Origin of the sequence: Photobacterium rosenbergii, assembly GCF_033022775.1 — a bacterium.
Classification (GTDB): Bacteria; Pseudomonadota; Gammaproteobacteria; order Enterobacterales; family Vibrionaceae; genus Photobacterium; species Photobacterium rosenbergii_A.
This window is the reverse complement of the sequence record NZ_JAWJZI010000003.1, coordinates 309,059-322,082: the sequence shown is the minus strand read 5'-3', so window position 1 is coordinate 322,082 and position 13,024 is coordinate 309,059. Positions and strand designations below refer to the sequence as shown.

The 13,024-nt window shown below is 48.5% G+C and carries 15 protein-coding genes; 11 read left to right on the top strand and 4 right to left on the bottom strand.

The window, feature by feature from the left end:
* The first annotated feature begins 91 nt into the window (after positions 1-91).
* Entirely contained in the window at positions 92-1,474 is a 1,383-nt protein-coding gene (locus R2X38_RS09420; RefSeq protein WP_317521974.1) for an NCS2 family permease, read from the top strand.
* 164 nt (positions 1,475-1,638) lie between these two features.
* Here the strand turns inward: R2X38_RS09420 and R2X38_RS09415 are convergent, their stop codons facing one another.
* Entirely contained in the window at positions 1,639-2,106 is a 468-nt protein-coding gene (locus R2X38_RS09415; RefSeq protein WP_317521973.1) for a DUF302 domain-containing protein, read from the bottom strand.
* A 145-nt stretch (positions 2,107-2,251) separates the two neighbouring features.
* Here R2X38_RS09415 and R2X38_RS09410 point away from each other — a divergent pair, with 145 nt between their 5' ends.
* Together R2X38_RS09410 and R2X38_RS09405 are read left to right on the top strand one after the other, a co-directional pair.
* Positions 2,252-2,626 carry a MerR family transcriptional regulator gene (locus R2X38_RS09410; RefSeq protein WP_317521972.1) on the top strand — a complete coding sequence of 125 codons (375 nt, stop codon included), beginning with the start codon at positions 2,252-2,254 and terminating at the stop codon, positions 2,624-2,626.
* Positions 2,627-2,689: 63 nt separating this feature from the next.
* Positions 2,690-3,262: an NAD(P)H-dependent oxidoreductase gene (locus R2X38_RS09405; protein ID WP_317521971.1), complete on the top strand. Its 573-nt coding sequence runs from the start codon at positions 2,690-2,692 to the stop codon at positions 3,260-3,262.
* Positions 3,263-3,268: 6 nt separating this feature from the next.
* Here the strand turns inward: R2X38_RS09405 and mobB are convergent, their stop codons facing one another.
* Positions 3,269-3,802 carry a molybdopterin-guanine dinucleotide biosynthesis protein B gene (gene mobB, locus R2X38_RS09400; RefSeq protein WP_317521970.1) on the bottom strand — a complete coding sequence of 178 codons (534 nt, stop codon included), beginning with the start codon at positions 3,800-3,802 and terminating at the stop codon, positions 3,269-3,271.
* A gap of 326 nt (positions 3,803-4,128) precedes the next feature.
* Between mobB and R2X38_RS09395 the strand changes: the two genes are divergently transcribed.
* The 5 genes from R2X38_RS09395 to R2X38_RS09375 all read left to right on the top strand — a co-directional run bounded on the left by R2X38_RS09395 (position 4,129) and on the right by R2X38_RS09375 (position 9,026).
* Positions 4,129-4,614: a hypothetical protein gene (locus R2X38_RS09395; RefSeq protein WP_317521969.1), complete on the top strand. Its 486-nt coding sequence runs from the start codon at positions 4,129-4,131 to the stop codon at positions 4,612-4,614.
* A 130-nt stretch (positions 4,615-4,744) separates the two neighbouring features.
* Positions 4,745-5,851: an endonuclease/exonuclease/phosphatase family protein gene (locus R2X38_RS09390; RefSeq protein WP_317521968.1), complete on the top strand. Its 1,107-nt coding sequence runs from the start codon at positions 4,745-4,747 to the stop codon at positions 5,849-5,851.
* A 114-nt stretch (positions 5,852-5,965) separates the two neighbouring features.
* Entirely contained in the window at positions 5,966-7,099 is a 1,134-nt protein-coding gene (prpC, locus tag R2X38_RS09385; protein WP_317521967.1) for a 2-methylcitrate synthase, read from the top strand.
* Entirely contained in the window at positions 7,086-7,691 is a 606-nt protein-coding gene (locus R2X38_RS09380; protein ID WP_317521966.1) for an alpha-ketoglutarate-dependent dioxygenase AlkB, read from the top strand. Before prpC ends, R2X38_RS09380 begins: the two co-directional genes overlap by 14 nt.
* Before the next feature lie 249 nt (positions 7,692-7,940).
* Positions 7,941-9,026, top strand: a complete 1,086-nt coding sequence (locus R2X38_RS09375) for a DUF3541 domain-containing protein (RefSeq protein ID WP_317522253.1) — start codon at positions 7,941-7,943, stop codon at positions 9,024-9,026.
* Between the two features lie 99 nt (positions 9,027-9,125).
* Here R2X38_RS09375 and amrA read toward each other — a convergent pair whose 3' ends face one another.
* Together amrA and amrB are read right to left on the bottom strand one after the other, a co-directional pair.
* Positions 9,126-9,716 carry an AmmeMemoRadiSam system protein A gene (amrA, locus tag R2X38_RS09370; RefSeq protein ID WP_317521965.1) on the bottom strand — a complete coding sequence of 197 codons (591 nt, stop codon included), beginning with the start codon at positions 9,714-9,716 and terminating at the stop codon, positions 9,126-9,128.
* Entirely contained in the window at positions 9,685-10,473 is a 789-nt protein-coding gene (gene amrB, locus R2X38_RS09365) for an AmmeMemoRadiSam system protein B (RefSeq protein WP_317521964.1), read from the bottom strand. The genes amrA and amrB overlap by 32 nt, the downstream gene beginning before the upstream one ends.
* A 76-nt stretch (positions 10,474-10,549) precedes the next feature.
* Between amrB and amrS the strand changes: the two genes are divergently transcribed.
* The 3 genes from amrS to R2X38_RS09350 all read left to right on the top strand — a co-directional run bounded on the left by amrS (position 10,550) and on the right by R2X38_RS09350 (position 12,877).
* Positions 10,550-11,635, top strand: a complete 1,086-nt coding sequence (amrS, locus tag R2X38_RS09360) for an AmmeMemoRadiSam system radical SAM enzyme (RefSeq protein ID WP_317521963.1) — start codon at positions 10,550-10,552, stop codon at positions 11,633-11,635.
* A 97-nt stretch (positions 11,636-11,732) separates the two neighbouring features.
* Positions 11,733-12,041: a glutaredoxin domain-containing protein gene (locus R2X38_RS09355; protein WP_317521962.1), complete on the top strand. Its 309-nt coding sequence runs from the start codon at positions 11,733-11,735 to the stop codon at positions 12,039-12,041.
* A gap of 167 nt (positions 12,042-12,208) precedes the next feature.
* Positions 12,209-12,877, top strand: a complete 669-nt coding sequence (locus tag R2X38_RS09350; protein ID WP_317521961.1) for a nitrite reductase — start codon at positions 12,209-12,211, stop codon at positions 12,875-12,877.
* Positions 12,878-13,024 lie beyond the last annotated feature (147 nt).

The window sequence follows — 13,024 nt, the reverse complement described above, 5'->3', positions numbered from 1 at the left end:
GATTGCGACGGGGCGGGTTGAGAGGAAGCTCAACGTTTTTCAAGGTGATCAGGCCGTGAGCCTGACGCTAAATTTTACAAGGAATCACATCATGTCTGAAAATAGTTCGATTCATCATGAATCTACAGTTGTAGCAGAAGACACACCCCGTAAGAGTGGGTTGGATGGGTATTTTAAAATCTCCCAGCGTGGCAGTAGTGTCAAACAGGAAGTCGTCGCCGGTCTGACGACTTTCCTGGCAATGGTTTACTCCGTTATCGTTGTACCTAGCATGCTGGGTGCCGCAGGCTTCAACCAAGGTGCAGTGTTTATCGCGACCTGTTTGGTTGCCGCGTTCGGTTCACTATTGATGGGCCTGTGGGCCAACCTGCCGATGGCCATTGGCTGCGCAATTTCACTCACTGCCTTTACTGCATTTAGCTTGGTATTGGGGCAGGGGATCAGCATTCCGGTTGCACTGGGTGCGGTATTCCTGATGGGTGTGGTGTTTACCGCTATTACCGTGACCGGTGTTCGTCAGTGGATACTCACCAACCTGCCATTTGGTATTGCCCATGGTACGGGTATCGGTATCGGTCTGTTCTTGCTGTTGATCGCAGCTAACGGTGTTGGCCTGGTGGTACAGAACCCGCACGAAGGCCTACCTGTTGCGCTGGGTGAGTTCACATCACTGCCTGTGATCATGTCTATTGTTGGTTTGGCGGCTATCTTCGGCCTTGAAAAGCGCCGTGTGCCGGGCGGTATTTTGCTGGTTATCGTTGCTATTTCTATCTTCGGTCTGATCTTCGACCCGAATGTGACTTACCAGGGCTTGTTTGCGATGCCATCGTTCGGCGCTGAAGGTGAGTCTCTACTGGGCACCATGGATATCATGGGAGCACTAAACCCAATCGTGATCCCAAGTGTATTGGCGTTGGTAATGACCGCGATTTTCGATGCAACCGGTACTATCCGCGCGGTAGCCGGTCAGGCAAACCTGCTTGATAAAGACGGCCAAATCATCGATGGCGGTAAAGCACTGACTTCTGACTCAGTCAGTAGTATCTTTGCTGGCTTCGTCGGTGGCGCTCCAGCGGCGGTATATATTGAATCAGCAGCCGGTACAGCAGCGGGCGGTAAAACTGGCCTGACTGCAACAGTCGTCGGTGGCTTGTTCTTGTTGCTACTGTTCCTATCGCCTATCAGTTACTTGGTACCCGCTTACGCTACCGCGCCAGCGCTGATGTATGTTGGTCTGCTAATGATGAGCAATGTTAGCAAGCTGGATATGGCTGACTCTGTTGATGCGCTATCTGGCCTAGTGTGTGCGGTATTTATCGTACTAACAGGTAACATCGTTACCGGTATTATGCTGGGCTTTGGCTCTTTGGTGATTGGCCGAGTGATTTCTGGTGAAGCGAAGCGCCTGAATGTTGGTACCGTGATCATCGCCATTGTGCTGGTGGCCTTCTACGCAGGTGGCTGGGCGATTTAACCCCTTCTCCGCTAGATGTAACATCAAAATTTGATTGATAAGCTTATACGCCTCTCATTAAAAAATGGGAGGCGTTTTTGTTATGTGACTCGCAACTTGGTTAATCAATTTCAATGCTATAAGTAATTGTAATAAATGAAACTTTTCAGCTTGTTTTACATGTTTTATTTTCTATTCACAGCGCTTGTAACAATGGCATTCAGTGCCTTGCTCACTTTCTCGAGTGTAGCGTCGCATTTAGCGACCTTTCCCTCAATGTGATGGCGGTCGGCGATATAGGCCGGGTCGTTGTAGATCACCCAAACCTCATTGTCGCTGTTCTGCATGACCAAGGCTTTTTGTGGCAGGTCGATTGCCGTTGTCTGTTGGCATTCCATCAGGATAGAGCCGACTTTGGGGTTGCCGAAAATGAGCAGTTCAGTAGGGCGAAGGCTGATACCAACTTCATTTGCTGACTGGCTGTGCGGGACATGGGCAAAGAGCGTCATGCCTTTTTCGTCAAGCACCTGTTTTAGTTTTTCAACAGTATCTGGAACAGAATGGGGACTTTGGATTTGAACTAACCCACTGTCTGCTGATACGGGCAAGTGAACAAAAATGAAAAAGATAATAGCCAAGCGTTTGATTATCATTAATCTCCCCCTTTATTGACAGACAGTTTCTGAGGCGCGATTTTCTGGTGTATGGAAGTGTGATTTCTCGTATATGAAGATAGCTATGCGGGCTTTATATAGCAAATATGGCAAAGGGAGGTATTAATGAGCAGGGAAGTAAGCCATGTACATAGGTGAAGCTGCAAAAAGGTCGGGAGCCTCAGTACGGGCAATACGGTTGTATGAGTCGATGGGGCTGTTAAGTGTTTCAAGAGTTGGAAGCTATCGTGTCTTTTCAGATGCTGATATCAAGTTAATCCAAATGATTAAGGAAGCGCAGTCGCTTGGTATTCAGTTATCAGAGTTGCTTCCTTTGATAGATGATCAGCAGGGGTTCAATTGGATAAAGGTATTGCAAATCTTGGAGGGAAAGCAAAAAGAGATTGCAGGCCAGATTAAGGCGCTTGAAGCTCAGTACATCCGAGTAGGGGAATATCGTCAGATAATTCAGCAGTGTGAGAGCCATGTCCCAACAAAAAAGCTGAAAGACAATGGCTAGTTATTGACTCTGCCCCTAGGGGCAGGGTTTACCATGCCTCCAGTATGTAAAAGGAGGTACAGAATGAAAAAGGTCTTGGTTATCAATGCGAACCCGAAGAAATCGAGCCTATGTCAGTCACTGGCTGAGCACTATGCTAGCATTGCGGGTGAGAAGCATGAGATCAAGCAATTGAATATTGCTGATATGTCATTCGAGATGGATCTGCAGCAAGGCTATGATGATGAAATGCCGTTGGAAGACGATCTGAAAGGCTTTCAAGAGTTGGTTTCTTGGGCTGAGCATATTGTGATTGTCAGCCCTGTCTGGTGGGGAACGGTGCCAGCCAAATTCAAAGGGGTTATTGACAGAACTTTCCTGCCGGGCTTTGCCTTTAAATATAATGAAGGTAAAGCGGTCCCAGACAAATTGTTGAGTGGTCGTACTTCAGAACTGATCATCACCTTAGACACCCCGCCATTTTGGTATAAGTTAGTGCAGGGCAATCCTATCTATAAACAGCTCAAACATACGATCTTGAGTTTCTCTGGGATCAAGAATCAGTCATCGACCTATTTGGGGCCGGTGTTGAATGCCAGTGAAGATCGCCGCAAGTCTTGGTTTGATATTGTTTCCAATCGAGCGGCTAAGCTGTAAATGTCTTTAAACATACCCCTGCGTTGAATCGTCGTGTAGCCACTGCATAATAAAATCAGCCACGTTTTGAGGGGTGTTCAAATCCAAATAGGGAATTGGGCACCCTTCTGGCGCAGGTTCATCGCTGGCAAAAGCAATGATGTGTTTATCTTTGGGGTAAAAAAGCGGCTTGCCGTAGCTTGGTCGGTGTACTTCAATCTTGGCGATGGGCTCATCTCGGAATCCTTCAACCAATACTAGATCTAATTTGTTGTGGTCGAGTTGTGCAAGGCACTCATTAAGTTGCGGCTCTTCCCGTTCTGGCTCTGGGTATTCGAAATACAGTATGTGCCTAGCTTTGGTTGCTAGCAATGTTTGGCTACAACCGGCATGGCGAAGCCGGTAGCTGTCCTTCCCGGGTTTGTCTGGATCAATGCTGTGGTGGCTGTGTTTGACCAAGCCGATACGTAACCCCTCTAATTTCAAGAGAGGGATGAGATTTTCAAGCAGGGTCGTTTTGCCTGAGCCACTATACCCCGCAAAGCCAAGAATTGGTGCCATTTTGATTTTTGAAATGCTTAAAAATAATATCCTGAGTGTAATTCAACGAGTTACTACGAACAAACAGGATTACTCTTTGAAACCATTTGGTTAAAACATGCTTATTTGGTGAGGTCGGTGTTTCAAACACTGTATCAAAATTGAGGATATTGAGTTTTTTCTCCAACAACATCATGTTTCCTACTACATTTATTGAGTACAACGTAGGCATCTGCTATTACCTTTAAGTAAGGTATTCAAATGCCTTAATCGCTTGCCATACAGTTTTTTGACAGGAAGTCGTGGTATTGGTGGTAAGTACTCATAATCGCATCAGGGAGAGTGCAATGTGGGCAACATTGGATTTTGAAGCATCCGGTCTTTCCGGGCAGTCTTACCCGATTGAGGTAGGATACTCGCTACCAGACGGTTCTGCGAACAGTCTACTTATTAATCCGTTAACTGCTGGTGATCCATGGCAACACTGGGATGACTACGCAGAGCAAGAGATCCACCAAATTTCACGTCAGAAGCTTCACAATGAAGGGCTTCAAGTTGTGGATGTGTGCCAGCATCTCAATGCAGTTTTAGGAAAATACGAGCTTGTTTTCTGTGATAGTCAGTGGGATCTATTTTGGCTCGGGCGTTTGTATCATGCAGCCCATATGCGGCCTTCATTTACCCTGACAGAGGTGGGGTTGTGGTTGTTACAGGAAAACGGCATTGATAGGGCGCATTTCCAGCAGATAATGGCTGAACTTGGCCCGGTGCAGCACCGTGCTGAATCAGATGCCAAGCAAATAAGGATGGCAATCACACAGCTTACAGAGTAGTGATTTCATCAAGTTAGTGACCCATTTCTGGTGAGTGATTTATCAGAAGTGGGTATACTGATTTATCTTATTCAGCTGTGAGTGCCCCCCCTTGCATACCTCTTCATTTCACCAATCTTCATCGAACACAATGCCGCCAAATGTTCGTGTTGCCGTCTTCAATATTTCCATGTCAGATCCAATTCCCGGCGCGATATTGAGCCAGTTGGAGCAACCCCGTCACGAACGCTTTTCCAAACTTGCCGCGATTATCCAGCATGTTGCTCCCGACGTGCTGATGCTGTGTGAGTTCGACCATCCTGGCGAGGGGGGCGATGATGGCGCGCTTGAGCGATTCTGCCAGCAATATTTGGCCGTTTCACAGCATGATCAGCCGGCAGTGTCTTACCCGTACCGCTATTGCCCACCGTCGAACACCGGGTTGGCAATGAACAACGATCTTGATGGCGATGGGAAGATCACCTTGCCCAATGATGCCCAAGGGTTTGGCGAGCACCATGGCCATTTTAGTTTTGTGATCCTGTCGCGCTTCCCCATTGCCGATAAAGACATCAGAAGTTGGCAAACACTGGTATGGAAAGACTTGCCAGGTCACCAGATGCCGGAGGGTTATTATTCTGAAGGTGCAAGTGAGGAGCTTCGATTGTCTTCTAAGAACCATGTTGTGGTGCCAGTTGATATAGAAGGCCAGGCTATTCATCTGGTGTGTTGCCACCCAACACCACCAGTGTTTGACGGACATGAAAAGCGCAATGCCCGCCGCAACCATGATGAGCTGGTTTTGCTAAGAAACATCATTGAGAATGCCGACTATCTCGTTGATGATGACGGTAATACGGGCGGATTGTTGCCAGATAGCCGTTTTGTGCTGCTGGGGGATCTCAATGCCGACATGGCTGATGGTGACGGGATGAAAAAAGCAATCCGCGATCTGCTGTTGCACCCAAGGGTTCATCGTACTGTGTCCTCCGGGCGGATGACGCCAAAAAGTTTGGGGGGGCGCTTTTTGAGGCCATGGCAACAACGCCGTGGGCGGCCGAGTGAATGGACCCATATCTCGGGATTGCGCCTTGACTATGTTCTGCCATCGGCCAATCTGGAGGTGCTCCAAAGCGGGGTATTTTGGCCTGATAAAAAAGATCCGCTGCGCCATTTAATTACCGATGAGCGCGGCCGGGAGCGGCCTCAGGCAGGCTCTGATCACCGTTTGGTGTGGGTAGATATCGCGCTGAAATAAAGAGCTTTATTAGTACTGTGCGAGTGGTTTTATGGTGTTTCCTGACCTAGGCTTTTGAATATAACAAAGTGACTGTATTTTCGTATCAATGTTGATTCGACAGGGAGGGGCACCATGGCTGATTCGCTCAAACCGCTCGGCGGTGAAGGTCTACGCGGACAAACTGCTGGCAGCACGGCACTATGTACGGTGGGTAAAACCGGTAGCGGCTTGACCTATCGTGGCTACGACATTTCTGATCTGGCGCAGCATGCCGAGTTTGAAGAGGTCGCTTACTTGCTGCTCAAAGACAAATTACCCACCCGGGCTGAGCTTGCTGCTTACAAAACTAAGCTGATTTCCTACCGTGGCTTGCCCCTTGCGCTGAAATTAGTGTTGGAACAGATCCCTGCTGATGCCCATCCGATGGATGTGATGCGCACAGGCTGCTCGATGTTGGGCAACCTCGAACAGGAGCACGGTTTTACCGAAGAGTACGACAAAGCCGACCGGCTACTGGCTCTGCTGCCTGCCATTATCTGCTACTGGTACCGCTATAGCCATCATGGGATAAAGATAGAAACCTATTGCGACCAAGACAGTATTGCAGGCTATTTTCTGAAAATGCTCACAGGTGAAACGCCACCGGACTTGCACAAACAAGTTATGCATTGTTCGCTTACCCTGTATGCCGAGCATGAATTCAATGCCTCGACGTTTGCTGCAAGGGTGTGTGCTTCGACCTTGTCTGATATCTATTCCTGCGTTTGTGCCGCGATTGGTACCTTGAGGGGGCCACTGCATGGCGGTGCTAACGAAGCAGCCATGGAGATGATTGAGCGATGGCAGACAGCTGACGAGGCCGAGGCTGGTATTCTGGAAATGTTGGAGAAAAAAGAAAAAATCATGGGCTTCGGCCATGCCATCTACCGTGAATCGGATCCTCGAAATGCCCTTATCAAAGTTTGGTCTGAAAAGCTGGCGAAAGGTGCCAGTGATCCGGTGCTCTATGATATTTCCGTTAGGGTAGAAGAAGTGATGAAGCGCGAAAAGAACCTGTTCTGCAATGCCGATTTCTTCCATGCTTCGGCCTATCACTTTATGGGCATACCGACCAAACTATTCACACCGATTTTTGTCATGAGCCGCGTTACCGGTTGGGCCGCCCATGTGTTTGAACAGCGCGATCACAACCGGATCATTCGACCTAGCGCAGACTATATTGGCCCAGATCACCAAGAATGGATACCTATCGATGAGCGTCATTAGCACAAGCTCTACCCATAATGGTTATTGGCAGGACTTGCCGCAGGGGCGGGTGTTTTGGCACCCGCATTTTCTCGAGCCTTCTGTTGCTGATAAATGTTTTGAAAAACTTGAAGATGAACTCAATTGGCAGCAGAAAAAAATTGTGATGTTCGGCAAGGAAGTATGGCAACCCAGGTTGCAGGCTTGGTGCGGCGAGGCGGTCTATACCTACTCTGGTTTGACTATGCAGCCCGACCCGTGGACACCGACCCTGCAGGTCATTCGCCAGCAGCTCAATGACCTTCTGGGGGTTAACTTTAATTCCGTTTTAGCCAATCTGTATCGCAATGGCAAAGATTCTATGGGATGGCATCAAGACAACGAGCCTGAACTTGGCGAGCAGCCAGTGATTGCCTCGGTCAGTCTTGGCGCAACGCGGCGCTTTGTGTTGCGGCACAAGCAAAGCAGGGACAAGCAAGAATATCAGCTTAATCATGGCTCGCTCTTGGTGATGGCCGGAGACCTGCAAACTTACTGGCAACATGCGGTACCGAAAACACAGCGGGTCGACACCCCCCGTATCAACTTAACTTTTCGTGAAATTATAGAGTGACGAGAATATATTCCTGCGGATTATGCTGTTAGTCCGCTCTTTATCGCTATTGTTATCTCGATCACATCTACAAGTATAATTTCACAGTTTTCTGACGTAATAAATTCAAGGCTTTGCTAGCGTTCTGGCTAAATGTTTAGTGGAATGAGCAGGGAGTCTTCAATGGGACGGGGAAGCAGTAAATTACAGAAGGTATTTCATCGGAGAATCTTGCCTTCGCTGGTAGCCGGGGCAATGTTTGCCTCATCGATGGTTTGGGCCGATGTCCAGTCAGCGGCAGAGCAGGGGCTGACCCTCAATGCAGGAGGCACGAATGCCTCAATCAGTACTGAACGTGCTAGCTTCCAGCAAGATGCGGAGCGGATCCGTAAAACTTATGAAAGCCAACTCTTCACCTTCCCGGCTTTCAAGATAGGGCACTATGGCCTAAGAATGTACCGCCAAACCCAAGACTCAAAATACCAATCGGCGATTTGGTCCGATATGGCCCGTGTTGCCAGCCGCTTGAATTACTTTGCAGCCGAAGTCCATACCCCAGGGCAAATTGAAGCGTATTCGGCAAAGCGTCTCGCACGCTATGATCATAAAGATGATGTTCGCAGCGATTTACGTTACGAAGCGACCAAAGATAAGCCGGAGTATTTTTACCTTGGTGTTGATCTGCTCGGATCGATGGCGCGGGCGAATGAGTATGGCTTGAAGCACCGTGAAGATGCCAAACTGCGCGAAGTGATCCGCCGTTATGATTTTAAAGACTATGCGACCGATCCTGAAATGATCAGGGCATGGGCGGCACAATTGGCTAATCAGGTGTATTGGTTGCGTCAGTTAGGCGAGCAGGATGTGGTTGAAGAGTTTACCGCTGCGTTTAAAGAAACATACCCTGACAGCCAAGACGATCAGCTGACGGATCAACAGTTCATGAACAAGGTGTATGGCCTGACGCACATCATTTTTGCCGCAACCGAGTATTACCAGCATCCGGTCAAAGAGTCTGAATATCAGTGGATTTACGACTATTACCGCGACAATATTGATACTATTATTGCCCGCTCGAAAGAAGATGTGATTGCGGAAGTCGGTATTAACTTCTTGCTAGCTGGCTTGGAGAGTGATCCGGTGGTTGAAAAGACCCGCAAGGCGATACAGCGTTCGCTCAACCGCCATTTGGGTATAGTGCCTGCGGTGAACGGCAGTACCGACTTGCTTGATGGTGAGCACCGCAATGTCCTTGCCATCATGCTACTTGATTGGCAAGGCGCCAATGCTGTTCCGACTATCCAGAAACAGCCGGAGATATTCACCGGCAAGCCTTATGGCCTCATTACTAAGTAATCACGAAAGGCAGAGAAAACGGCTCCAATATTAGCGCCCCTTCATCTGTAGGGGCGTTTGTATTTGGACCTTATACTAAAACCTTGAATAGCCCATAGCCTAGTAGTGATACTTACCGCTGATACTATTTACATCAAAGGTTTGTACTTTCATTGATGGTGACCAGTACACGCTGTTCCAGCCGGCTTTGAGTTTCAGCTGGCGGATAAAATCTTCGGGTTTGGGCAGCTTTTCCCAGACTTGCGGCAGGAATAGTGCTTGCTGGTGGTTATCCGAGAGGATCACGCCTACTTTGTTGTTTTCTAGGTAATCGATGAGGGCTTGCTCGGAGTCGACATCCAGATCTTGCGGCTGGGTCAGAACCGAAACTTCGACCACTAAACCGTCGAGTTGCTCTTCGACTAGCGGCATGAAACGGCGATCTTGGTAAGCGCTTGCGCGGGCCTTGTTGTGGACTTCCATGACCAGTGGTGAGTGGGCCACGGTTGTACCCAGGCAGCCCTGAAGTTCGCCATTAACAGTAAGGGTAACAAAGCAAGCGCCTGGTTGGAGCAATTTCTTGCCATATAAATCAAGTCGGGGAGGCTGGGGAAGATCATCAGAGAAATGACCGCGAATTGCATCGCGAGCGACATCCAATAGTTGGGTTAGCTCACCTTTATTGAGGTTCTGAAACGAGATAGCTGACATATCCTACGACTCTCTCCTTATCTCCGGCGTCAGTGTCACCGGAATTTATTAATGTTCTACGTGTAAGTGTGTATCCCCTTTGTTTGGCTAGCAGTAGCAATGTATTAATACCGGTTGAGCCACAAGCTTGCTCTGGAACGAGGGTCGGCTCGTAGTGTTCAATCATGTTGCAGGTTTGGCTATCAATACGCTGGGCTTCCGAATAGGTGTGGAAATGGCTCAGATCGCTACTGATAACAAGCAGGCAGTCGTCACCTTGCCATAGGGCATCAATGAGCTTGGCGACATGTGCCGGATTTACATTACTGGTCAAGAGCGGTAACAGGGTGAAGTCATGTAAACATGACTGCAGGAAAGGCAATTGCACTTCGAGGCAATGCTCGAGGGCATGAACCTGATCCGATACTTCAATATCATCTATTTCCTTCAGCTTATCAACAAATTGTGTGTCAATTTTGATTTTACCCAGCGGGGTTTCGAAATAGTCTGCAGCGGGGATGGCACAGCCTTGGAAATAGTAGCGGTGGCTGGGGCCGATAAGGATCACCCGGCGGATGCGATCGGCCTCTGGAAGTAGGTATTGGTAGGCATCGGCGGCAACACTGCCTGAAAAAACGTACCCTGCATGAGGAACGATTAAGGCACGGATAGGCGTGTGGTGTTGAGTGGGCTTAAGCCATTCATCCATCTGGTTCTTCAGGTATTGCGCTGAGTGAGAATAGAATCGGCCAGCCACGGCTGGTGGACGCGTATTCATAGGGTACCTACCGATAAAGTCTTAAAATCTGGACTAATCTTAAGTATAGGAACAAATACTCGCCTGGGTGACTATCATGCGCCAGCCTCCTGAATTTTATCCCACAATATATTGGCATCGACTCGATGATGGCAGGGTCGTGTGTGATCTTTGCCCGCGCCAATGCCGGCTTCGGGAGGGGAAGCGCGGAGCATGCTTTGTTAGGCAGGCCCATGAGGGAGAGATAGTTTTAACCAGTTATGGTCGCTCCAGTGGGTTTTGTATTGATCCTATCGAGAAAAAGCCTCTCAACCATTTTTACCCTGGTAGCTCGGTACTGTCTTTCGGAACCGCAGGTTGTAACTTAGGGTGTAAATTTTGCCAGAACTGGAATATCAGTAAGTCCCGCCAGATAGATACTCTTGGATCTTCGGCGATGCCGGAGCAACTCGCACAGGCCGCGAAACGTTATGGCTGTGACAGTATTGCCTTTACCTACAACGATCCGGTGATCTTTATGGAATATGCGGTCGATGCCGCGCAGGCATGCCGTGAGTTGGGTATTAACAGTGTGGCTGTAAGTGCTGGGTACATTTGCGATAAACCTAGGGTTGAGTTTTATCGCCATATGGACGCAGCCAATATAGATCTCAAAGCATTTACCGAGCGCTTCTACCACAAAATATGCAGCGGTCATCTCGCGCCAGTGCTCGATACCTTGCTTTATCTTAAGCATGAAACGGATGTATGGTTTGAAATTACCACCTTGTTAATCCCCGACGAAAATGACAGCACGCAAGAAATAGAGGCGCTCACCCGCTGGGTGCATGATAATCTGGGGCCGGATGTCCCTATCCATTTCAGTGCGTTCCATCCCGACTTTAAAATGCTGGACACGCCACCGACTCCGCCCGAGACGGTGAAGCGAGCGCGGGACATCGCGATTGCCAGTGGCCTGCATTATGCCTATGTCGGCAATATCTTCGATGAGAAGGGTGACAGTACCTATTGCCCTGGATGTGGTAAAAACGTCCTTTCACGTAACTGGTATCAACTGGGTGATTGCCACCTAACCAGCCAAGGGCAGTGCCATTACTGCGGGTATCAATTGGCTGGCCGGTTTAAGTTGATTGAGAAAACCTTTGGTCGCCGGCGGATCCCTGTGCAAATTGCCAGCGGATGAAAGACGATGGGCGTATTAGATTGGATCTAGGCTTGTCATCGGTACAGGCAATTCGATATCTTACCCTTTATTAAAACACCTGAATGAGAAAGTAATCATGTCTGATATGACGATGGAGCAACTTGCTAGCTACCAGAACCTAGTGATCACCCAGCCGAACTGTCCGTTTTGCGTAAAAGCGAAAGCGATTTTGGATGAGCGCGGCACAGAGTACACCACCTTGGTGCTGGGTACGGATCTGCCTAAAACCACAATGGTTGATTTTATCGAGCAGCAGACTGGTAATGTTGTCCGTACTGTTCCGCAAATCATTTTGGATGGCCAATACATCGGTGGCCACGATGATTTGGTTGCTTTCCTTGCTCGTCAGGTAGAGAAAGACGCATTTGGTGATTTTGAGCTTTAAGTTCAATAATCTAGCCACCTTCGCTCGCTAAAGAGTGGCTTGAAAGGGCAGCGCATTGGCGTTGCCTTTTTTGGTTTGATCTAGGCTAAATATCCTGCATTCTTTTCAGGCGCCAATAACAGGCTCTGGTAAACTGGTATTTCAACTACGTTATATGGATTTCTGGAATGCTGAATTACCAAGGATTGTTCTTCCTGCTGTTGTTAGTCATGGCATCCGTACTGATTATTGCCCATTCTTACCGCTACAATCGCAAGGTAACGCCTTTCTCGCTGATAATTATTGGCGTACTCGCCGTAGTTTCAGTCACCAGCTACGCCTTCTTGGGGCATGAGCCGAAGAATACCGTTAAGCGTCCAGAAGCCCCGCAACCACTGCCTGAAGATATGTTGATGAGCGCTTCGGAGCTGAACCAAAAGCGTATCGAGGAGATCCAAGGCAAACTGCGTGAAGACACCCAAAACGGCGAACTGTGGTACGCGCTGGGTAATGCATACATGTACAGCAGCGAGTTTGAAAATGCAGGTACCGCATTCCTTTACGCACAGAGACTGGCTCCAGAGCCGCAATCTAATATTTACTCGGCAATGGCGACAGCCAGCTACTACCAGGAAAAGCAGCATTTCACCGCGCAAAGCAAGGCTTGGCTTGACCGGGCGTTGGAGTTGGACGAAAACAATGTCTCAGCGCTGATGCTGCTTGCGTCGGACTATTTCTTGAGTGCCCGTTATCAAAAAGCCATTGATACCTGGCAGCGAGTACTTGATACCGAACGCACTGATTTGGACCGGGTCGAAGTGATCAATGCTATCAATCGGGCCAAGAATTTTCTGTAGATTTAAATGGTGTTTTATTCTGAATAAGTTAAGGGAGGCATCAAACCTCCTTTTCTTTTTCATATAACAAATGTTATTGGTGCCATGAAAACAAGGTTTTGAAGGGCCAGTTGTTTCAGTTGTGCTTGTTCGAATAGCTTGCTCATT